Source organism: Campylobacter concisus (genome assembly GCF_003048605.1).
GTDB lineage: Bacteria > Campylobacterota > Campylobacteria > Campylobacterales > Campylobacteraceae > Campylobacter_A > Campylobacter_A concisus_BM.
The window spans coordinates 1-22846 of sequence record NZ_PIRX01000003.1; the positions used below are offsets into that span (position 1 = coordinate 1).

The 22846-nt window shown below is 38.8% G+C and carries 19 protein-coding genes and 1 tRNA gene; 14 read left to right on the forward strand and 6 right to left on the reverse strand.

What is annotated here, in order from left to right:
* Positions 1–285: 285 nt before the first annotated feature.
* Entirely contained in the window at positions 286–2703 is a 2418-nt protein-coding gene (gene lon / locus CVS86_RS02430) for an endopeptidase La (protein ID WP_107790855.1), read from the reverse strand.
* An 8-nt stretch (positions 2704–2711) separates the two neighbouring features.
* Positions 2712–3359 (reverse strand): outer membrane protein assembly factor BamD, encoded by a 648-nt coding sequence (locus CVS86_RS02435; protein WP_021084369.1) that lies wholly within the window; start codon positions 3357–3359, stop codon positions 2712–2714.
* A gap of 112 nt (positions 3360–3471) precedes the next feature.
* Between CVS86_RS02435 and fliW the strand changes: the two genes are divergently transcribed.
* The 13 genes from fliW (at position 3472) to CVS86_RS09810 (ending at position 19278) form a co-directional block, all read left to right on the forward strand.
* Positions 3472–3855 (forward strand): flagellar assembly protein FliW, encoded by a 384-nt coding sequence (fliW, locus tag CVS86_RS02440; RefSeq protein WP_012140104.1) that lies wholly within the window; start codon positions 3472–3474, stop codon positions 3853–3855.
* A gap of 188 nt (positions 3856–4043) precedes the next feature.
* Entirely contained in the window at positions 4044–8312 is a 4269-nt protein-coding gene (locus CVS86_RS02445) for a hypothetical protein (protein WP_159070808.1), read from the forward strand.
* A 123-nt stretch (positions 8313–8435) separates the two neighbouring features.
* Complete coding sequence (locus CVS86_RS02450) at positions 8436–12695, forward strand: hypothetical protein (protein ID WP_107790857.1); 4260 nt, start codon at positions 8436–8438, stop codon at positions 12693–12695.
* Positions 12689–13339 carry a type II secretion system protein gene (locus tag CVS86_RS02455; protein ID WP_107790858.1) on the forward strand — a complete coding sequence of 217 codons (651 nt, stop codon included), beginning with the start codon at positions 12689–12691 and terminating at the stop codon, positions 13337–13339. Before CVS86_RS02450 ends, CVS86_RS02455 begins: the two co-directional genes overlap by 7 nt.
* Positions 13336–14307: a prepilin-type N-terminal cleavage/methylation domain-containing protein gene (locus CVS86_RS02460; RefSeq protein WP_107790859.1), complete on the forward strand. Its 972-nt coding sequence runs from the start codon at positions 13336–13338 to the stop codon at positions 14305–14307. Before CVS86_RS02455 ends, CVS86_RS02460 begins: the two co-directional genes overlap by 4 nt.
* Complete coding sequence (locus CVS86_RS02465; RefSeq protein ID WP_199906505.1) at positions 14304–14741, forward strand: hypothetical protein; 438 nt, start codon at positions 14304–14306, stop codon at positions 14739–14741. The genes CVS86_RS02460 and CVS86_RS02465 overlap by 4 nt, the downstream gene beginning before the upstream one ends.
* Positions 14742–14821: 80 nt before the next feature.
* On the forward strand, positions 14822–15349 hold the full coding sequence (hpf, locus tag CVS86_RS02470; RefSeq protein ID WP_004317788.1) for a ribosome hibernation-promoting factor, HPF/YfiA family: 528 nt from the start codon (positions 14822–14824) through the stop codon (positions 15347–15349).
* A 111-nt stretch (positions 15350–15460) separates the two neighbouring features.
* Positions 15461–15535: transfer RNA gene (locus CVS86_RS02475), tRNA-Asn, on the forward strand.
* A 269-nt stretch (positions 15536–15804) separates the two neighbouring features.
* The gene (locus CVS86_RS02480; protein WP_107790860.1) at positions 15805–16290 is read left to right on the forward strand and encodes a PepSY domain-containing protein; all 486 of its coding nucleotides are present in this window, start codon (positions 15805–15807) and stop codon (positions 16288–16290) included.
* Positions 16291–16333: 43 nt separating this feature from the next.
* Positions 16334–16987 carry a hypothetical protein gene (locus CVS86_RS02485; protein ID WP_107790861.1) on the forward strand — a complete coding sequence of 218 codons (654 nt, stop codon included), beginning with the start codon at positions 16334–16336 and terminating at the stop codon, positions 16985–16987.
* A 41-nt stretch (positions 16988–17028) separates the two neighbouring features.
* A complete protein-coding gene (locus CVS86_RS02490) occupies positions 17029–17688 on the forward strand; it encodes a response regulator transcription factor (protein WP_107790862.1) in 660 nt (219 codons plus the stop codon).
* A complete protein-coding gene (locus CVS86_RS02495; RefSeq protein WP_107790863.1) occupies positions 17672–19021 on the forward strand; it encodes a sensor histidine kinase in 1350 nt (449 codons plus the stop codon). Before CVS86_RS02490 ends, CVS86_RS02495 begins: the two co-directional genes overlap by 17 nt.
* 95 nt (positions 19022–19116) lie before the next feature.
* Entirely contained in the window at positions 19117–19278 is a 162-nt protein-coding gene (locus tag CVS86_RS09810) for a hypothetical protein (protein ID WP_159070809.1), read from the forward strand.
* A gap of 130 nt (positions 19279–19408) precedes the next feature.
* On the opposite strand, the gene nifB is transcribed toward CVS86_RS09810, so the two are convergent.
* From nifB to CVS86_RS09965, 4 genes are read right to left on the reverse strand one after another with little or no spacing between them, the layout of a single operon-like run.
* Complete coding sequence (gene nifB / locus CVS86_RS02500) at positions 19409–20236, reverse strand: nitrogenase cofactor biosynthesis protein NifB (RefSeq protein WP_107790864.1); 828 nt, start codon at positions 20234–20236, stop codon at positions 19409–19411.
* Complete coding sequence (locus CVS86_RS02505) at positions 20236–21048, reverse strand: 4Fe-4S binding protein (protein WP_107790865.1); 813 nt, start codon at positions 21046–21048, stop codon at positions 20236–20238. Before CVS86_RS02505 ends, nifB begins: the two co-directional genes overlap by 1 nt.
* A 3-nt stretch (positions 21049–21051) precedes the next feature.
* The gene (locus tag CVS86_RS02510) at positions 21052–21756 is read right to left on the reverse strand and encodes a substrate-binding domain-containing protein (protein ID WP_234399216.1); all 705 of its coding nucleotides are present in this window, start codon (positions 21754–21756) and stop codon (positions 21052–21054) included.
* Positions 21732–21884 carry a twin-arginine translocation signal domain-containing protein gene (locus CVS86_RS09965; protein ID WP_234399217.1) on the reverse strand — a complete coding sequence of 51 codons (153 nt, stop codon included), beginning with the start codon at positions 21882–21884 and terminating at the stop codon, positions 21732–21734. The genes CVS86_RS02510 and CVS86_RS09965 overlap by 25 nt, the downstream gene beginning before the upstream one ends.
* Before the next feature lie 377 nt (positions 21885–22261).
* Between CVS86_RS09965 and CVS86_RS02515 the strand changes: the two genes are divergently transcribed.
* Positions 22262–22846 carry a restriction endonuclease subunit S gene (locus CVS86_RS02515; RefSeq protein ID WP_103598527.1) on the forward strand — a complete coding sequence of 195 codons (585 nt, stop codon included), beginning with the start codon at positions 22262–22264 and terminating at the stop codon, positions 22844–22846.

Below are 22846 nucleotides of genomic sequence, written 5' to 3' on the forward strand. Positions count from 1 at the left end.
AAGCCGTCCCCTTATCCCCCTTTTTAAATCCCCTAACCCCCTCGCACGTTAAAGGTGGCATGCAATGGTGCTTCGCACTGCATGCATTTTAAAAGCTCTAGCAAGTTTAAAATTTGGTGATATGATATACACACTCATAAATTTTAAAATTTGTTTTTTTAGTGTGTCACATGTGTTATGTTATTTAAATTATTAACTACTTATATGTGCTATATGGCTTTTTGTGCTTTTGGGATTATAAATTTTTCTAGCCCCGAGTGAGAGAAAATGGGGCTAGAATAAGGATTATTTTTTAGCTACAAGAGCGTTTTTTAGTACATCATCGATCGTATCAACTGCGATGATCTTCATGTCGCCTTTTACTTCAGCTGGGATATCGACAAGGTCGCGGTCATAGTTTTTACGAGGTATGAGAGCTGTTTTGATGCCAGCTTTATGAGCGGCGATAAGCTTCTCTTTTAGCCCGCCGATAGGCAGCACCCTGCCACTTAGCGTGATCTCGCCAGTCATTGCGATGTCGTGTTTGACCTTTGTGTCAGTTAGTATCGATGCGATCGCAGTTGCCATCGTAATACCAGCACTTGGGCCATCTTTTGGCACGGCGCCCTCTGGCACGTGCAAGTGTAGATCGTAGCGTCTATAAACGTCGCTGGCTTCTAGCTTGTGCTTGTCGTCGTCAAATTTTGGCACGATAGCCATCGGCACTTTTAGCTTTTTGTTGTCTATTAATACTTTTACCACGCTAAATGCGATATGAGCGCTCTCTTTCATCACGTCGCCAAGCTGACCGGTGATCTGCATATTGCCTTTGCCTTGGATCCTGATAGCCTCGATCCTTAGCACGTCGCCACCGACACTCGTCCACGCGAGGCCATTTACCAAGCCGATCTGATCTTTTTTATCAGCTGGCTCTATCTCATAGACCTTTTTCTCTAAAAACTCTTTTAAATTTTTAGCCGTGACGCTGATCTTGCCCTCATTCTTTTTAGTGAGGATATTTTTGGCGACTTTTCTTAGTATGTCAGCGATCCTGCGGCGTAAATTTCGCACGCCACTCTCTCTTGTGTAGTCGCTTATGATTAGCTCAAGTGCCTCTTTGCTGATACTAACGTCGCTTGGTTTTAGGCCGTGCTTTTTAAGCTCTTGGGGCAAGAGATATTTTTTAGCGATCTCAAATTTTTCTTGTGGAGTGTATGAGCTAAGCTCGATAAACTCCATCCTGTCGCGAAGTGCGGCTGGTATCATACTCACGTCATTTGCTGTGGCGATGAAGATGATCTTGCTAAGATCAATGTTGAAATTTAGATAGTAGTCTCTAAATTTATTATTTTGCTCTGGGTCTAAAATTTCAAGTAAAACAGCGGTCGGATCGCCCCTGTAGCTTCTGCCGACCTTGTCGATCTCATCTAGTACAACCACTGGGTTCATCTGCTTGGCTTCTATGAGCCCTTGCACGATGCGGCCTGGCATAGCGCCTATGTAAGTGCGGCGGTGGCCTCTTAGCTCATTTACATCCTCAAGTCCGCCAAGTGCGATCCTAACTAGCTCACGCTTTAGCGCCTTTGCGATCGAGTTTGCAAGGCTAGTTTTACCCACACCCGGAGGGCCTGCAAAGCATAAAATGGCGCCATTATTTACCTTTTCGCCAACGCCTCTAAGCTCTAAAAGCTCACGCAATGCAAAATACTCCTCTATGCGCTCTTTTGGCTTCTCTAAGCTGTAGTGGTCGGCATTTAGGTGCTTGCTCACTTCGGTGATAGATGACTTTTTCTTATATATGTTTTCAAATGGAATTTCAAGTACCCAGTCAAGGTAACTTTGCAAAGTATTTGCGTCGGCTGAGTCTGGGTGCATGCGGCTAAGCTTATCTATTTGTTTTTTGATCTCTTTATAGGCGTCATCTGCCATAAATTTCTTCTTCGCGTCAAGCTTTTTATTATACTCTTCAAGCTCCTCTTCACGGCTCGTGTCCGCTCCAAGCTCAGCTTGAATTTGCTTTAGCTGCTCTTTTAGAAAGTACTCTTTATTTGTCTTGTCGATCTTTGAATGGACTTTATTTTTGATCTCTTTTTGAAGCTTGTTTGCCTCGATCTCTTCGATGACGTAGTCGATGAGCTTTAGTAGGCGCTGCTCTAAATTTTCTTCGACAAAAAAGCTATAAGCGATCTGTTTTTTTAGGCGAAGCGCGCTTGAGACTAGATCGCAAACCCTGATCGCCTCAGCACTCTCTTCGATCGTTTTTAAAAGATCAGGCGGGAAAAAGTGGCTAAACTGCGAAAGCTCTCTTACTTTTTCTCTTAAAACTACGATGAGAGCGTCAGTTTTGACCTGCGATGGGCGCTTTACGTGGAGCATATCGACGATACCACGGAGTGGGTTTATGCCTGATTGTTTTAAAATTTTACCTTTGTCGATGCCCTGAAATAGCACTTTTACGCGTCCGTCAGGTAGAGGCACACGGCGCATTATCGTGCCGATAACGCCTGCGTCATAGATGCCGTCAAAGTCTCTAGCGCCGTCTTGCTGGGGCTTTGTAGGCACGACAAGGATCGGTGTCTCTCCTTGTATGGCAAGCTCAAGCGCTTTTAAATTTTCTTCGTCGCTTAAAAAAAGCGGCGTTATCATAAATGGATATAAAAATAGCTCGTCCTCAACTATGATAGGGATCTCAGTTGGGAAGCCTTTGTTTTCGTTTATTTGCAAAATTTCTCCTATTCAAACAGTTTTCTATACCATGCCACGTCAGGTTTGATAAGGTCTGAGTTTTTAAACGGTGACTCTTCAAGCTTTTGCTCGTAAATTTTAGCCGAAACGTCACGGCCAGTTCTCTTGTAAAGATCTGCTATTTGCATATCTAAGAAGTAAAGAGCGAGCTTAAATTTGATAAGCATGGTCTCGATAAGCGGCTTATACTCGGTATTTGGATACATATAAAGAAATTTTTCGATCTCAGTTACGCTATCCTCCATTAGCTTTTGATTGCGGTTTGGCTGGGTAAATGAGTCAAAATTTGCTTTTATCTTTAGATATTGAGCAAATTCTGTTTTTGGGCCGTTATCGCCGTATCTTTTGATGTATTCATCAAGATAGTGATTTGCCATGAGATACTCTTCATCATTTGCGTGAGCTTGGGCAAGGATGAGTAAAATTTGCTCCAAAAGCGGGCTTGCAACGTGCTCGCTAGCCATTGAAACGTAGTGTTTATCAGCTGACTCCAAGTCGCCATCTTTGATATCAGCGATAACTTGAGCGTACCACTCGTCTGGAGTTAGATTGTAAAGTTCGGTGTATTTTTCAGCACAACCACTAAAAAGCCCTAAAAGAGCTACGACTGCTAGAAATTTAGAAAATTTTTTCATGCTTTTCCTTAAAAATTTTAAATTCGCTTATTTTACATTTTTTGGCATTATTTTTGTATAAATTTTTTAAAACTATGCTAAAATAAGGCAATTTTACAAAACAGGAGTTAGTATGATTTTTAGTGTTAAAAGCCCTATTTTAGGCTTCGAGCATATCAAGACGATGGAACTTATTGAGCTCGATAAATTTTTTGTTAAGCTAGCGAGCAAAGATGACGAAACATCTTTTACAATGATAAATCCTTTTGCGTTAAGAAGTTATGAATTTGACATCCCAAGCTACTACGAAGAGCTTATGGATATCAAAGAGAGTTCGCAACTTAGAATTTACAACATCATCGTAGTTGCCCTCCCTCTTGAGAAATCAACCGTAAATTTCGTGGCTCCTATCGTTTGCAATATGGACAATATGACTTTATCTCAAGTAGTGCTTGACGTTACAAAATATCCACAATACGGACAAGCTGAAATGATAGAAAATTTCATACAAAAGTAAGTCGCAGGGAAGCTTTTTAAAAACAATCCTTGGTTTTCTTTTGTATCAAGGAGATTACAATGAAAACTATATATCTTCTCCTATTTGTTATTACATTTAGCTGGTGTGCGCCTGGGGAATGCACATCAGACGAAGCAAAGTCTATCGGTTGTAAAGTTACTAAACCTTATATTGAAAATGGCACGAAGGTGCAGTATTTGTGCTTTGTAGATGCCGAAGAGTATGTTGATGGTTCTTCTAAAAATATCCCTCACTGTATAACAACTTATCCTAGAACTTGGACGGTAGATACAAAACCTTTTCCACTTTTTTCTTCGCTAGCGCAAGATCACTTTCATATCTATGTTTATAACGGCGGGTTTAAGTCATTAAAAACCGCTGTAGATGACCATTCTTCAGCAGGGTTAAAACAAAGAGTTATAAATGGTAACCTAAATACAAGAGTAAATGGTGATATGGCAACCATTGGTGCTACTATTATGATCCAACGCGACGGCGAATATAACTTTGATCCTAGCCCAACTAATAATAAATCATCGGTTTATTCTGAAAAGATTTTTAAAAATGATGGTAGCTTTAGTGTTAGTAACTTTACACAGTGTCGAAGTGATTTTATTTATGATCCAAATAAACTTGGTTATTGTCAAAACTCGGCATCATCAACATTCGACTTTAGTGAAAAAAACGATCATGTACAAAAATATCTAACTGGCAAAAACGTGGTCTACGCCAGGCTCTACTGGGGTGGTTCTATCTATCAAAATTGGAAATTTAAAAATGAAGTAGCGTCAGATTTTATATCAAATGCATTGAACTTTATAAAAGGATATAGCAGGATAGACTTTAAAGTTCCTGGTGAAGAACAAGCCATAACGATAGACGCCAAACCAGAAGATATCTTTTGGACAGGTTCGTTCAGCGAGTATCGACCAAAGTCAATGACTATGGAGGCATACGAATACTATGGAGAAGAACACAAAGAACACCATAAAACGGCTGTAAAAGCTGGTATAAGCTACGTATATGTTGCAAGTGCTGATGTAACAAAGATTGTTCAAAAGAGTCTTGGAACAACAGAAGAGGAGAGAACTTTTTCTGCTGGAAATATCAGAGCTACGAATACTCCTTTTAAATACGATTTGCTAGAAGATAGTGATAGGTATTTTACTAGTAGAAAAGGAAAATCAGGTGATTTAGGAGGTGTATGGGGCTCATTATTGTTTTCGCCAGTTAATAAAAATAAATATGGCGGATATTGGATGCAGACACATCCAGCGCAATATGCTGGTTGGAGTCTGGTTATCATCTATGATTTTGATGATGAAACTGCCAGAGAAAATAATATAGAACCAAAGATGATTAGTATATTTGACGGTCTTGAAAAACTTGCTCCAGAGTGGCTTACAAATGATGAGCTTAAGCCGCCTGGGCCTTCTAAACCAAAAACTTCCAATATAGATATTGATTTTACTAATCTTAATAATCCAAAACATGGAGATATAAACGCTACGCTTACGATGCTCTCTTTTGGTGCCAAAAGGGAGGTTGAGGGTGATGATATAGAGATAAAAACAAAGCATAATAGTCTCTTTAAGAGTGTAACCAGCGAAAATAACAAAAAAGGTAATCAGTTTAACTCAACTATGACAAAATTTGGAAAACTCATAAATCATGACCAGAATTTTACTAACCAAATCGATCTAGATATATTTGATATCTCAAAATTTATAAAAAATAATGACACATATGTCAATATGCGTTTTACAGTTGCAACGACTTTGCTAGGAGATGATAACTTTAGGTCGGTAAATGCAGATCGTCCATATTTGGCCTTAGTTGGTTTTTCTAGTCGTATGTATAGACCAGAAGTTTGTTATGTAGAGGATTTGTACTATCAGGAGCCTGGCAAAAGCGGGTTCGTAAAAGCAAATAAAAAAAAGATAATGGACAAAGGAGTGTTAAAAAAAGAGATAATAGAAGCAAAAGGCATAAAAAAAGGGACTATATTAAAATTTATTGTAAAGATAATGAATAGTTCAACAAATGAAGATGCTGAAAATTTTGTGCTAAAAACCATTATTAATCCAAGCCAAAAATATGAGCCAAATTCAACGAATATAGTTAAGACAACGACAATACCTGACTATTCTGATAGTATGTCAGGGCTTGAGCACTACAACGACAACACTGGCTTGCAACGAAGTAGTGGTAATAATCTGACCTTTTTTTTAGGGAAAGGTGCTATATCAAATAAAGGTGGAACAATAAAGAGAAATGAAGGCGACTTTGCCTATGTTGTATACAACACTGAACTTAAGCAAGAATTTAAAGAAAATAGCTACAAAACAACCATTACAAGTACAAATCCTGCTATAAATTTAGATCCTTATGATACATATATTAAAAAATGCCAACCTTATGATTTTAATATAACATTAGAAAAGCAAGAAGAGCCAAATAGTTTTGTCCCAAGTAGCAAAGCAGATGATGGCACAGGGGCTTTTAAAAATAGACTTTTAACACAGATAGTCTCAAAGCCATTTGATATTTATATCACAAACTACGGAGAGGACGGTAAAAAAAGAGCGCCACACTATCCAGTAGATGTAAAGTTGGAGTTGGTTACATCATGCAACGCTACATCAAATTTATATGAAAAAAATATAAATTTTAGTGAAGATATGATTACAAATAAAAAAAGCGAGATCTTACTAAAAGATATCAAAGTAGATAAGGCTTATAGCACTCTTAAATTTAGAATTTCTCATCCTAACCCTAAGAAAAAAACAGATCCTACAGCACCAGATAAAATCACAGCATGTGAAAATTTAGATGACTTTGCCGTTAGACCAAACCACTTTAGACTCTGGGACAATGAGGCAGGTGCTATTATGAGTACTTCAACAAAGTCTTTTACGGGCGGCGAGACATATAATGACGCCATTTCGCTTGCTGCTATGAAGCCAAACGATAGTGATCTAGCAAGAGGCTATGCAAATAGCCTACTTGCAAGCCTTGTAGCTAAAAATGGTAACGTCTGTAATGCCATTTTAGATAGCAAAAACAGACTAAATGTAAATTTTACAGAGGCAAGCGGAGGGCTTGGCAAGATCACACGTAGTGCAAATAGCAACGATGGCTTTTCATACTCAGATATAGGCGATACAACTTTTTATGTAGTAGATAGCAGTTATACTTCAGTAGATCAGCACATTTCTCCAAGAGGTGATGACTGTGTGAAAAAATACAAAAAACCAGTGTTTGATCCAAACAACCCAGCAGATGATCCAGATGGTATCGGCAGGGTTAGCTGTGATATCGAGCTCAAAAAAGAAGGCAATGTCACATTTCAGTTTATCCCAGAAGATATGCAAATAAGTAATTTAAAAATCATAAAAGACGATGCCGTGACCTATCTTGACAATGACGGTATGCAAAAAGTAAAACTTTGTTTTGATGTGACTGCAAAACTATCTGATACATTAAAAAATCTGCATCCAGAGCTTTATGGTGACTATAGATATTTAGATGAGAAATATCTACCTGCAAAGTTTTATGTCGATGCTTGCTATGCAAATGAGGCTAATTTTGAGCTAAAACTGCATAAAGTTCCTTTAAATTTCACAGATAACAACGGCAATGTTGGCACGCTTGAAAAGGCAAATGAAGAAATTTTGTTTTTTGAAGTTCTTGGATCAAATACTAAAAAATTAACTGATTCTAACGCTAAAAAAGGTATGTTTTGTATTAAAAAAAGTGCTTTTGAAGAAGGCAAGGCTAGCGCTGAGGTATTTTTTAACTTCGCTAGAAAAGTAGATCACGCTAAAAACCCTTTTACGGTATCTAGCGATGATTTTAGTCTTGATAATTTAGATACGATTATAAATTCTAAGTCTTATAAATATGAATCTCCAGCCAAAAAAACATCGGCAAATTTCTACTATGGCAGGGTCTATGCGCCTTATTACGAGGGTCCAGCAGATGGATTTTTTGCCAAAATTTATTATGGTATATATTGTGATGATTGCGACAAAGCTACATATTTAACAAGCGGTACTGGCACATGGCAAGCTTTTCCAGCGGCTACTTCATGGTATGTAAATCCTTCACATAAGGTAGGGGTGCTTAAATTTGATGATTTTAGCTTTTCTAATAATACAGTTTTAGGAAATAATGTAAGTGCTGTAAATAATGGCGAACAACTCATTTTTGTAAGCAATCAAAAGCCAGTTAAAGACATAGCAAAGATGCATGCTAATATGTGGCTAATATATAATGAATTTAATAAAGATGCTGTAACGAATGACTTTACATTAAAATTTCTAGTGCCAGATGGTAACTGGGCTGGTAAGACACTAAAAGAAGGTTCAGAAAAGGGCGATGTAGGAAATGTAGTGGGTGCAGAGGGAAATTTCAAAGACCTAAGCAAGAAGACAAATAGGAGAATTTCTTGGTAGATTCTAGCCATTTTTTTGTAGATTTTAAATTTCAAAAAATAAGCATACATTTAGAACCAAGAAGATATACTTGCCCACTATGGCAAGATGCCACTATGTTAGTTACATTACGGAGATTGTAATTTGAAAATTCTTTTTTTTATTCTTTTATCTTTTATCTATGTTTTTGGTGATGCTGATCCTGATGAGCTTGAGTTGCCTGCTACTGTTAGAAAGTGTACTTCTGCTGAGGAAGCGGCTTGTGGTGCAGGCATTGTTTGTAGGATCGACTATGACAACATTAGACACTGTATAGGTGGATCTCAGGGAGTAGGACCAGTCTATCCGAAAAAGCCAGAAGTGGTTAATGGTGGTTCAATAAGCCTAAGTGGATACAGGGATGTAAGCTATTATAAAGACCTAAACAATAGCAACCAAATGAACGGAAAAGATAAATTTGTAAGAATTATCGGAGATATGGATGTTGTTGGTGCTAGTGTTGTTATGCCAAGAGTGAGTGGCTTTGGTTTTGAACCATCACTAAATGGTACAAAGGACGATCCTAGTGCAAATACTTCACCAGTAATAGAGAAAATATATATAAATGAAGAACCTGGTCTTGGCACAAGTAAATTTCCAAATTCATCTCGCGCGACTTTTAATTTTGAAGATAAAAGCGAATTTGAAAGAACAAATATAGATAAAACTAAGATCATATATGCCAGGCTTTTCTGGGGCGGTGCAGTTTATGACGACTGGGAAAAAAGTAGCGGTTTACTGAATGTCATGTATGAGAATATTTTTGGTTATTCAAGTGTTAGATTTAAAACTCCTGATGGCTTAGTGCATGTTATAAAAGCTAGAGAGGATGACATTAAATGGGATGCATCATTTACTCCGTATAATCCAAATACTGTAACACGTGATACATATTATAAATACTGCAAAGATCCAAAAAACCCTGATGATACTGGTGGTTGTGACACAAAATATACTTTACCACTTCACCCTGACCCTAATGATAAAACCAAGCCTCTAAAATCAACCGTTGGTGTAAGAAGTGGTATGTACTTTACTTATCAGGCGAGCGCTGACGTTACCGATCTAGTAAGGGCTAGTCTTGGTAAAACTAAAGAAGGTAGGACATTTGCAGTTGGCGGTATAGCATCAACTATCAAAAAAACTACTCCAAGAAGCTATAAAGTAATGATAGATGCACAAGAGCAAGACGCAAAGGTGGCTCATGGTACAGCTTTGTACGCTGATGGTGACTGGAGTATTAGCTATGTTGCATCCCAGTATGGCGGCTGGAGTCTAGTTATAGTTTATGATTTTAAAGAAGAAGGGGAGTTGAAATTGCCGCCAAAAACGGTAAATATCTATAGGGGTATGTCAAATATCTCGCCTCTTGTAAAAAGAAAAAAATCAACTTCAACACAAACTACTCAAAATACTTTATTGGGTTTAACCTTTGATGACCTTTTTACACCGACTACAGGAACTGTAAAATCAACTCTGGCTTTTATGGGCTTTGGCGGACGTAAAGAGCTTAAAGGGGAAGATATAAGAATAAAAAAAGGTGATAATTTTCAGAGTGTTTTTAGAACACCATCTTCATCAGAAGATGTTTTACCAAACTATGGAAATTTAGAACACAATCAATTTGATTCATCTATAACAAGATTTGGTAAGCTTGCTAATGATAAGAAGAAATTTAATGCGATGATGGATCTAGATATCTTTGATGTATCAAATTTTGTGGGTAATAAACTAAAAAAAATAAACATGCAGTTTGAGACGGTTGCTTTAAATACTGGTGGAGATACTCAGGGTGATAGACTAAATCTTGGCATGGTTGCCTTTTCAACTGAGCTTTATGATCCTAAGGTTTGCTATAGTGAGATATTGCAAGTACTTGATGCTAAGACAAATGTTTGGAAAGATGTTGCCATAAAAGGAGCCAGTGCCAAAGAGAATGAAGGTAAGGCAAAAACAGCAAAAACTGGAGATAAGTTAAAAACCATAGTAACCATACAAAATAATGGCAACGAAGATGCAGAAGAAACTTTTTTAAAGATAAAATTTGATCCTAAATTTATAAGCTATGAACAAAATTCAAGTTGTTTACTTGTAAACACTACTAACCCAAAAGCAGTTGACTGCAATCCTTTTAATGATAAAGATAAGAGAGTGGAAATAAATCAAAAAGAACATAGCCTCGAGTACGTAATAGGTGATGGTGCAGATGTAAAGAAAGGTGGTAGGCTTAAAGCAAACCATGAAAACTATGCTAGGCTGAGATTTATAGGTGTATTAAATTCTGAATATAAAAAGACAGAATATAGTGTAAGGTTTAAAAATAGCTCAATAGGCTTAAATTACAACGGTAAGATAAAAGAGTGCGATCCTATTGCATATGATCTAAAAGTTTTAAATGAAGAAGAAAATGACTTTTATCCTAGAAGCCAAAAAAATGACCCAAGTGGGAATTTTAAAAACAAGCTTTATACAAAGATAGCAAATAAGCCTTTTGACATAACTATATCAAACTATAAAAAGACTGATGGTACTCTAAAAGCACCTGACTCAAATACTGATGTGACATTAAAGCTAGTGACTGATTGTAGTTCTGATAAATCAGTCATACCAGCTGAGACTTTGCACTTTACTACTTCAACTCACACTATCACAAGAAGAGTGACCGTGCCAAGACCATATCCTGACTTACATGTAAAGCTTAGCTATCAAAATAAAATCACAAATTTAACCGATGAAAAATGTGCTGCTTTTGATAGTTTTGCAGTAAGGCCAGCAACATTTGGTCTTTATGATGCGATTACAAATTCAGCCTATACGGACAAAACTTTAATAGGTGGCAAAAGCTACAGTGAGATCACTCTTGGAGCTTATGACGCAAATGGTGGTTTGGCAAACGGCTATACAAACACCTTAAAAGCTGATAGCACAACCGATAAAGTACTACTTGCTTCAGTGAAAAAAGGCACAAGTGATTGCATCTTGCCAACAGCTATAAGTGATGGAAGTAGCGATCAGCTTCAAGTAAGTTTTAATGATCCTGATAAAGCCATAGGGATTATAAGCAAGCTTGGATCTACAAGCGATGATGATAGTGGATTTTCTTTTTCTGATATAGGTGAAGCGTACTTTGATGTAAGGGATGCTAGCTATACAAAAGTAGATCAAAAAGCAACACAGCAAGACAGTGACTGCGCACTTGGCAAGAGTTATAATGAAGAGGATGGGGATGGTAAATTTGGTTGTGATATAAATTTTAATCAGCATAAATTTAATTTTGCGCCAAAGGATCTTGAGGTAAGCGACTTTAAGATATTAGGAGGTGGTGTTAGTTATATTGCAAACGAAAAAGAAGCCCCATCTCCAACTTTAAGTTTTAAAGTAAGAGCAAGGCTTTTTAACGACAATCCAGCACTTCTTTACCAAAATGGTTGCTATGCAAACAATACAACATTTAAAATAAAAGCTGGAGAGATCATAGCTGAATATACTGATAATAGTGGATCAAAGTTAAGTAGTGATGCTGCTGGGGTAGATAGGCTAAATAGTGAAATAATATTTTTTGATGATAGCAATCCTGCCGCACTTGTAAAAAAGGTAAATTTATCTCCGCATGATGGAGCTTATAGTGTTAAGAAAGAGGCATTTGGAAGTGACGGCTATGCTGATGTAAGTCTAAAATTTAACTTCGCTCGCGAAAAAAATGTAGCCAAAAATCCTTTTGAGGTGACAAGCGATATATTTACTTTTGAAAGCTTGGCTGAGGATCAAAGTAGTAGAAATAAAACAAAGGGAGACAACTACAAAAAGCCAACCACAAAAACATCGGCGAAATTTTACTACGCTAGGACATATGCACCTTACTATGAGGGGCCAAACACTGGCTTTAAGGCAAAAATTTACTACGGAGTGTATTGTAATGGCTGCGACGAGAGTAAATTTATGTTGCAAAAGCCAGGATCGAGCGCTCGCTGGGAGGAGTTTGTAGGTACGCACTCATGGTATGTAAATCCTCTTCACGATGCTAGTTACGGCAATGTAGATAGATACGAATTTTCAAATCACACTATGCGAGATACAACCAAAGAGACAGCTCTTAGTGATGGCATAAGCTACATTTATGTAAAAAATAACCGAGCAGTTACAGATATAGCCAAGATGCATACAAAAAACTGGCTCATATATAATGAATTTGATAAAGATGCGGCGACAAATGATTTTACGCTGAGATTTCTCGTGCCAAATGGTGACTGGGCTGGCAAGACCCTAAAAAGTGGCTCTAGTAAAGGTGACGTGGGAAATGTTATAGGCGGCGAAAATAACTTTAACGATCTAAGCGATAAGACAAATAGGAGAATTTCTTGGTAAAAAGAGGCTTTTCTCTTATAGAGCTTATTCTCTCGATAGTCGTTGTGGCGATCATCAGCACGTCGATACCGCTTGTACTAAAGACCACATCTGAGCTAAATCAAAAGGCGGTTACGCAAGAGAGCTTGATGAATGCTAAGACCTACATGGGGCTTATCTTAAAAGCTCCTTTTAGCGACAAGGTCATCAAGGTCTCGACAAACATTGGCGGCAGTAGCGCTGAGGCGGCTTACTTTTTTCCTATCATCCTAAAGCCAGGTGATCATAGAAACGAATTTTATAAGATAAACAAAATAACAGGCGACGGACATAGAGTTTTTGCCTATACAAACTCATCAGATTTAGCACCTGATACGGCAGTTAGGTCTGTGGATTATTACAAAACAAAAAATAAAAATTTAAACACAACAAATCAAAATAGAGACTATATAGTTGGCTCAGACTATAATGTAATTGTGAATGAGAGCAATGGCTGGTTTAAGCCAAAATTACCATTAAAAATAAAAAGCAGCGACGTAAAAGAGATAGTAGTAACTGCAACTTCATACAAAAATGATACAAAACAAAAGACGACATCGGTGTTAAGATCTTACGCTTTTAACCTAGGTGAGGGCGGCTCGCTAAATACGAAAGCGTGGAAATGAAAAGAGCCTTTACGCTTCTTGAGCTTGTAGTCGTCATCGTCGTACTTGGTATTATCGCTATGATGAGCTTTAACGCGATAATGAACATCTACTCAAACTACTTTCAAACAAGGACAGTAAATGAGCTCGAGACGCAAACTGAGATCGCGCTGGAGCAAATTTCAAAGAGGCTAGAGCACCGCATAAAGCCAAGCGTGATCGCTAGAAAAACTGATGGAGCTTTTTTGGCGCTAAATGATAGCGGGGTAAATTTAAATGCCGAGTATGAAATTTTAGAATTTATCCCCTATGCGTATGAAATTTTTAATGACGTTATATCTCTTGATGCTAATGACAATGTCATAGAACAGGACGAAAAAGCAGGCAGATATAGTGGTTACGTGGATCTTACTAAGAGCTCACCAGCAACTGGTCTGATAAGTCCGGGAAGTAATTTTACTACTGGAGTTGTAGAGACTATAAAAGATATTACTTGTAGAAATGAGACAAGAGATGCCACTTGTGTGGATTTTGAAAATAAAGATGGCGGCGTTGTAGCGATATTTTCTGATGTTTATTACAATGTACAAGATTCTTTTGGATATAAGGGTGATATTACAAAGCTAGACATAGCAAAAGTTGGTGTAAAGGATGGTCAAAGAGGTATAAACGGCAACACGCTAGAAATTTCTGGTTTTGCAAACAAACAAATTTCAGAGCAATATCATCTAGCCTACACAGCAAATGCCATAGTACCAGAGCAGAGCCAGAGCCAAGCAGACAAAAATAACGGCGTTTTTGATCTAAATTTATACTATGACTATCGTCCATGGATGGGGCAGGGCTATAAAAACGGCGAAAAGGCAACCCTTGCCAAAAACGTTACGAGGTTTGTCTTTACTGAAAAAAATGGCGTCATCGTGCTAAAACTTTGCATGAGGGCAAAAAACTCAGAGATAACCATCTGTAAGTCAAAGGCGGTTTATTGATGAGACGAGGATTTACACTCATTGCAGCGATATTTTTTGTGGTAATCGCAAGCTCTATTTGTATGCTAGCTCTTTCGATCGCTAGCACTTCAGTTAAACAAAATAGTGAAATTTATCTAAGAGAGCAAAGCGAGCTGGTAGCCCGCGCAGCGACAGAATACGCCATGCTAGCTATCATAAGCAATGACTTTTATAAAACTGGAGCAGTTTGCCTTGGCGACGAGCATAATCCGATAACTGGCGAATTTGGTGATCTTTTTACCTTTAGAGTATTTGTAAAATACTTTGGCGATATGGGCATTTGCTCTGGTGACGCAGTGGCTGCTACTGGAGCAAATCAAGGCACAATAATGCTCGATGTCTTTGTCAGCTCAAAACCAGGAAAAGCCTCAAATCCTATAAATTTTCACAAACGAACTCTTCAGAAACTTTAAAATTTTATAAAGATTTTACTTTAATTTGCTTTTAGTTTAGCCGTGTTATAATCATCTTACTTTCTATAAAGGAGATTGCGATGAACATAAGCATTGTAGGAAAACAATTTGAGCTAACAGAGCCCATCAAAAACTACATCCAAGACGCTTTTGACACCCTTGGCAAGTACAACCTTGACATCATCTCAGCAAGATGCGTAGTAGGAGCAGACGAAAAGCAAGGTAAAAAGGGCTTTAATGCAGAATTTTCTCTAAATATGGCACATAAAGACACGATAGTCGTTCGCCAAAAAGATAAAGATCTCTATGCAGCGATCGATCTTGCTATCGAAAAGGCTTCAAAAGTTTTAAGAAGAGAGCACGATAAGAAATTTACAGTAAAAGGCAAGGCTGATGATAAAGAATTTCGCTCTAGAATAGGCGAAGAAAAGATCGAAGGTGTCGAGGAGATTGTGCCTATGGAGCTTGAAATTTACAAACCTCTTGAGGTAGAAGAAGCACTTGATAAACTAAAATCAAGCGATAAACAATTTTACGTATTTAACGATGTCGATGCCAAAATGCGCGTCATCTACAAAAGAACAGACGGAACTTTTGGTCTATATTAAAACTAGGGGGCGCTTTGCCCCTAAATTATTTTTAATATAAATTCTCTATTCTTTAGTTATTTAAGCTATTTTTAAATGATTGCTAACTATAATACGACTTCTTTTAAGTGTTCCGGATTAGCTCAGCGGTAGAGTAGGTGACTGTTAATCACTTGGTCGCTGGTTCGAACCCAGCATCCGGAGCCATTTATATTCAAAAATCCTTTTAAAATCCCGATTTTAACTATATTTCAAGAACTTTAAGTTTTCTTATTTTTTGTATTTTTCCCCTTTATTTCCTCTCAGTTTTATTGCTATTTCAAAGTATATTATTCTGTTTTGCTGTCAAAATATGATTATATGTTCGGCTTTTGGTGAAGTTAAAATAATTTTTTTATTCATCCTAGCTTCATTTTAGGCTTTTATAATGCGCTCATCCAAACGAAAGTTGGAAATCAAAAATAAAAGGATTAAAAATGAAAAAGGTATTAGGTGCAGCAGTTTTAGCAGTAGTTTTAGGAGCAACAAGTTTGCAAGCAGCCATCACGTCAAAAGAGGCTTTAAACATAGCTGAGAAAAACTTCCCAGGCTCAAGCGTCAAAGATATCGAGATGAACGTCAAAAAGGGCGTTACTTTTTATAAGATAGAGTCATTTAAAGATGGTGTCAAACAAGAGATCAAGATCGATGCTAACAGCGGTCAGATCGTTAAAGTAGAGAATAAAAATAAAAAACATATCTTGCCGATCGAAGCGGTAGATTTTTCAAAATTTGCTCTTAGCATTGATGAGGCTGTGGCTAAAGCTCAAGCACTCGAGGCTGGCTGGAGCCTTGATGAGGCAGAGCTTGATAATAAAAATGGTGCTTGGATATACAAAGTAGAGCTTAAGCGCGACAGGAGCGAGAAAAAAGTGATCATAAACGCTCAAAATGGCGAGATAATCGGCAACTATACAAAGTGATCTAGCGCCCTTTTTGGGCGTTAAATTTATAAAGGTGAAAAAGATGAGCGAAAATTTAGAGCAAAATTTAAACGATAAAGTTAGCAAGCAGGGTTTAGAGAAAAATTTGAACGAAAATTTTAGCCAAAACGCGAGAGAAAATTTAAGTAAAAATACCAAGCCTAGCGTTTATAAAAATAGTTGCGAAAATTTAGGCAATAGCGAGCAAAGCCCTGAAAATTTGGATAAAAATCCTAGTGAAGAAAGTAGTAGCGCAGAAATTTTAAGTCAAGCTACCTCAAAATGCAAAGCTCAAAATTTCTTTAAAAATGCGCTTGAGCTTTCGCTTCAAGGTGCAGCGGATTTGCTTATCTACACTGGCAAGGCTGGAGTTTGGCTATCAAACGCTTCAAACTGCCTAAAAGACGAGGCGCAAAGGGCTGAGCTATCAAAGAAAAATGAAGAGCAGGCAAAATTTGAAAGAGTGGCTTGCATCTTGCCAGAAAGAGTTAAAGAGCTCATTTTAGAGCGCCTAAAAACAAAGCCAGAAGAGGTGGAATTCGCGCCGATCTATCTAGCTAAAAAACAAAGTTTTGGCTCGCTTGGAGCGGAGTATTTTTATGAGGCAAGGGCTAAATTTAATGGCTTTTTATATGATTTTAAGATAGGCGCAGCAAATGGCGAAATTTTAAATCTAAAAATAAAAAGCCAAATTTGATAAAATAGCTGGCAAAACCAAGTGAGGCAGGTAAGGCAGGGATGAAAATTTTAGTCGTCGAGGACGAAATGGACCTAAATAGCGTCATTACAAGGCACTTAAAGAAAAACGGATATAGCGTCGATAGCGCGTTTAACGGCGAGGAGGCGATGGACTTTACCGCTGTGGCGCACTATGATCTCATCGTGCTTGATCTTATGATGCCAGTGATGGACGGACTTACATTTTTGCAAAGATCGCGCACCGCAAAGCTAGCGACCCCCGTGCTGATACTAACGGCAAAGGACGATGTGGATGACGTTGTAAAGGGGCTTGACGCGGGTGCGGATGACTACTTGGTCAAGCCATTTGACTTTAAGGAGCTGCTAGCTAGGGTGCGCACGCTCATTCGCCGAAACAGCGGTAACGTGGCTAATGAAATTCACGCAGGCGAGCTAAAGATCGACCTTTCTAAAAAGTCAGTCGAATTTAGCGGCGAGCAGATCGAGCTAACTGGCAAAGAGTATGAAATTTTAGAGTTTTTAATGCTAAACAAGGGCAGAATTTTAACTCGCGACCAGATCAAAGAGCACGTCTGGGACTTTGACTACACGGGCGGCTCAAACGTCATCGACGTGCTTATAAAAAACATAAGAAAAAAGCTTGGCGAGTGCGATGTGATCCAGACTAAAAGAGGGCTTGGCTATGTTGTTAAGGATTAAACAAGCGCTTGCAAACATCCCGATAACCGCGCGCGTAACGCTTTGGTACTCGTTTTTTATCATCGTTATTGTGGCGGCTTTAGTTGCTATCTCGGCAGTCGTGGCGGATGAGGTTTTTGAGGACGTTAGCCAAAAAAAGCTAGCCAAATCAGTCACCAAAATAGCCAATGATATGGATGAATTTGAGCCATATGATGATGGGATATTTTTTATAAAATATAATGCAAAAGGCGATGTGATCGGTGGTCTAGCGCCAAAACACTTTCAAATTTCACTTAAAATGAATAGCGGTGCAGTGCGCCTTTTTGAAAACGGCGAAAACCGCTTTTACTACTACGATATCGCAGCTAAAGGCAAAGGTGTCTGGGTCAGAGGCGTGATAAATGCGGAGAAATTTTTTAAAAAAGAGGGGCTATTTTTACTGGCTCTTGGCGTTTTTGTGCCGGTTTTGTTTCTCTTTGTGCTTTACGGCGGCTATAAAACGATAAAAAACGCGATGAAACCAGTCGCCACGATGTCTAAAACTGCGCTTGAGATAGGCAGCAGCCAGGACTTTTCAAAGCGCATAGACCTGCCTGCTAGCAAAGACGAGCTGCACGCGCTTGCAAGCGTTTTTAACCAGATGCTCGACTCCCTAGAAAAGGTCTATCAAAACGAAAAACAGCTCACCTCAGACGTCTCGCATGAGCTACGAACACCACTTTCTGTCATCATGGCTGAGAGCGACTACGCTAAAAATTACTCGCAAAATTTGGACGAGGCCAAGGAGTCGCTGGAGGTCATCTCTAAGCAGTCAAGAAAGATAACCTCGCTGATAGATCAAATTTTGGAGCTTTCAAGACTGGAATCTGGCAGAAATTTGGAGCTAAAATATATAAATTTAAGCTCTATCTTGCAAAATTTAGCTACCGACTATGAAAAGCTAGCAAATGCAAAAGGGTTAAAATTTAGCTGCGTTGTAGCGTCAGATGTCCAAATCCTTGGCAATGAGCTGATGATCTCAAGGCTGGTGGATAACTTTTTAAGCAACGCACTAAAATTTGCAGAAGCTAAGATCGAGCTAAATTTAAGCCTCACAAAAACGCATGCACTTTTGTCTGTAAAAGATGATGGCGTCGGTATCTCTAAAAAAGACATCGAGCTAATCTGGAATAAATTTTATCAAGTTGAAAGCTCAAGAAACAAGAGCCAAAACAGAGGCAGTGGTCTTGGCCTTGCCATCGCTGCAAATATAGCTAAAATTCATGGCGCAAAGCTTGGTGTAAAAAGCGAAGCAGGAGCTGGAAGCGAATTTTGGGCTGAATTTGATCTTGTAAATTTAAAACAAGTATAAATTTAAGCAGTTTGCTAGACAAAATTTACGCAAGAGAAAAACAAATATAAGAGCGAATTTAAATTTCACACAAAACTATCAAGGCTATGAGATAGATGAAAGTTGAGCAAAGTATATTAAGATGTGTGATTAAAAGCCGATTTAAAGGGCTTTTAAAAGAGTTTGTAAAGTTTTGTAAAGAAATTTTTGCCACCTTGTCTTTGAGCAAAACTCACTCTGACTACGAATTAACTGCACTTTTCTATGCCTTTTTATAACTTTGATATTTAGCAAGCTTTACAAAATTTAGCCAAGAGCCACGAGCCAAACAAGAAAAAGTCAAAAGCCACGCGAGCAAAAACCAAAAACCAAAAACCAAAAAGACACTAAATCTAGTGCCTTTTATCGTTATCTTTTGCCAAGCTTCCCGCACGCATCAGCGCGGCACCTACTGCAGTGTGACATCTGGTCTATATCGCCGCCTATCGATCTGCGGATGCGGTGGATCTCATCAGTTGAGGGGGACTTTAAATTTTCAAAAGGGGTGTCATGCACCGGTATCATCGCCATGCAGTTCATTATGTCAGCTCCCCACTGCTTTGCCTTTGCCGAGATGCTTTGAACGTGATTTATATTGACCCCAGGGATGACTACGGTGTTTATCTTTACTAGCATGCCAGCCTCTTTTAGCTTGCGGATGCCCTCGTCCTGGCGTGCTAGCAGTATCCTAGCAGCCTCTTCGCCGTAGTAGTTTTTACCCTCATACCTCACCCACGAATAGACCTTCGAGCCAACATCTGGCGTCACGGCATTAACAGTCACTGTCACGTGGCTCACGCCAAGACGTACGATCTCATCAACGTGCTCAGGCAGCGCTAAGCCATTAGTCGAGAGGCAGAGCAGGGCGTTTGGGAAGTGGGACTTGCACTTTTCAAAGGTCGCTAGTGTCTTGTCAGCGTCGCACATCGGATCGCCAGGTCCAGCGATGCCGATGACGGATATATCTTGTCTAAATTTAAAGAGCTTTTCTAAAAATTTCACCGATTCATCTGGCGTTTGCACCTTTGCTGTTACGCCAGGGCGATTTTCATTAGCGCAGTCATATATGCGGTTGCAGAAGTTGCACTGGATGTTGCAGCGTGGGGCAACTGGTAGATGCACGCGTCCGTAGCTAGCGGAGGCCTTTTTGTTAAAGCATGGGTGACTATCAAGATCAGCTTTAGTGCGAAAGATCATTAGCTCTTTTTCCTTCCAAATTTAATGGCATTTGCATGGCAGACATTGAGGCAGTCTCCGCAGTTTGTGCAGTTTATCTCATCAGGTCTTGTCTCCATCTCGCACTTGCGCAAGCATGCGTCGCAGTCGTCACAGGCGCTTGTTTTATAGACGCGAAAGATCGAAAATTTACGCAAAATTTCAAGCACGCCACCTGATGGACAGACGAAGCGGCACCAAAGGTTGGCTATGATTAGAGAGGCTAGCATGACCGAGATGATGATCGCCGTGCGTGTGACCCACTCCCATTCGCCAAAGCGAAGTGACAAAGTAACGGCAGTTAGATACTCGTCGCTCGTTCTTATAGGTATCATCATGCGTGGATTGCCCCAGACGAAATAGACCCAAAGGCTGATTGCTATGGTAGCTAGCATGCCTATTTGAGCGATTATCAGCTTTTTGCTGCGGATTTTTAGCTTGAAAAATGCAAATTTACCAAGCATTTGATTGACAAAGCCAGCTGGACAGACCCATCCACAAAATGCCCTACCAAAAAGGATGACAAGCGCTGGGATAAATAGCCAAAATCCAAAAAACAGCGACGTGATCCGCCCCCAACAGGTGATGATAGGGCAGTTTTGGCAATTTACAAATGGCACTACAAAAGGGCATCTAAAAATGCCGTAATATGCCCACTGACCGATGCCTGCTATAAAGATAAGCTGCACTAGGCGTCTTGTCTTTGTTGTGGGGGAGTTTTTGCTTTTCTTTTTTAAATTTACATTGCCGCATGCACCGCTATTAGAGTATGCGCTATTACAGCTACTACACATCTTTTACACAAACCTTTCTATAAGCTCTAGCCCACGCGCTGAATAAATGGAGGTAAAGCCATGTTTTTCAAAAATTTCTTGCCCCTCGGTGTCGCAAACAAAGTCTGCAAAGTCATTTGCGAGCCTTTCATCTTTTACATATTTCATTATATTTAGCGTAAAAGTGAGCGGTCCAGGCGGGATGAGCTTTTCATCGATGGGCATATACTCGATCTTATCTTTAAACCTATCATGTGTTGTTAGGCGCTTTTCGATGATCGAAGCATCGCCCTTGCCATCAACTAGATCGCACATCATATTTATGACGCATGATCCGTTTGCGACCATGTTTTTCATCACCGCATCAGTGAGGTTTGAGTTTTTTAAGATCCCTTTGACTGGGCCACTGCCAGGGGGCGATGATCTAAGAGGCAACATCACTCTAACTCCTGGCTCTGCAAGGTCCTTTAAGTCGCGAATGCCTGCTGGATTGCCTTTTGGCACGACTAGGACGTAGTCGGTAAAGCATAGCGGTCTAAAGTGAAGGCTAAGACCAGCTTTGCGAAGTTTTTTAGAAAGCTCTAAAACCCTTGCTCCAAAGAGCTCGGTCGTGCTTTGAAGTGCTAAAAGCGACTTGCCAAGAGCACCAGCAAAGGCGCCGGTGTATTGGATGTTGTGCCCTGTTCTTGACTCGTAAATGGCATTTAGCTCATTAAAAGCTTCAGACAAGCCTCCACACGACCAAACTTAAATGGCGTAAAGCCAGCCAGCATCGTTTGCGGAGTGGCAACAGCGGCTGTGGCTAAAGCGCCTTTTAAAAAGCCACGGCGTGATATACCGGTTTGTTTTAATTCCACGAAATCTCCTTTTGGGATTTAAGAAATGTAAATTTGATATTTTCGGCACGCGAAACTTGTGAAATTTGACTTTTGAAATTTGCAAAAATGGTAGTTGAAGGTAAATTTATGCAAATGTAAATTGCGACCGCAATCTAGATTTGAGTGATTATAGCCAAATGCTAGCTTAAAAATCGAGATAAATTTTAAAGCGCAGGGATAAATTTGCTAAAGTAAATTTATTGTTTAAAAAATAATTAAGAATTTAGTCGTCGATTTGATGTATTATTTTATAAATAATATAAAAATGTATTGTCAGTTTTTACATTTTTTGATATACTTCGTTCATAAAATCATTAGTATTATTTTTAAAATAATACAGAAAGGGGCATCTTGAAATGATAAAAATAAGCGACATATCTGAGATAAAAACTGGTCTAGTTTTAATCCGCAAAAAGGCGGATAAAAATGTAGATAAGAAATTTAGCTATAAAGTAGTCTCGCTAAAGTCCTTTAATGAAAATGCACTTTTTGATGACACATTTGCCGATGAGTTCATATCAAGTGAAAAAATAAGCGAGGAGTATAAAGTGAGCCATGGCGATGTTTTGTTGCGCCTTAGAGAGCCAAATTTCGCCGTTTATATAGACAAAGATTATGACGATCTTATCTACTCATCTTTAATGGTTCGCATAAGGGTTAAAAGCGACATATTTGATCCGCGTTTTGTGGCGCATTATCTAAACAGCAGCGCCGTTAAAAGAGCCCTTGCACCAGATGTTTCAGGCACTACAATAGCGATGATTGGCGTTGCAAGCTTAAATAACATAAAAATACCAGCCATAAATTTGCAAACTCAAAACAAGATAGTAAAATACCTAAATTTAGCTCGCCAGGAGAGCGAAATTTTACGAAATTTAGTAGCTCAAAAGCAAAGATACCACAAAAGCATATTTGAAAATTTAATAAAAGAGGAGAACTAA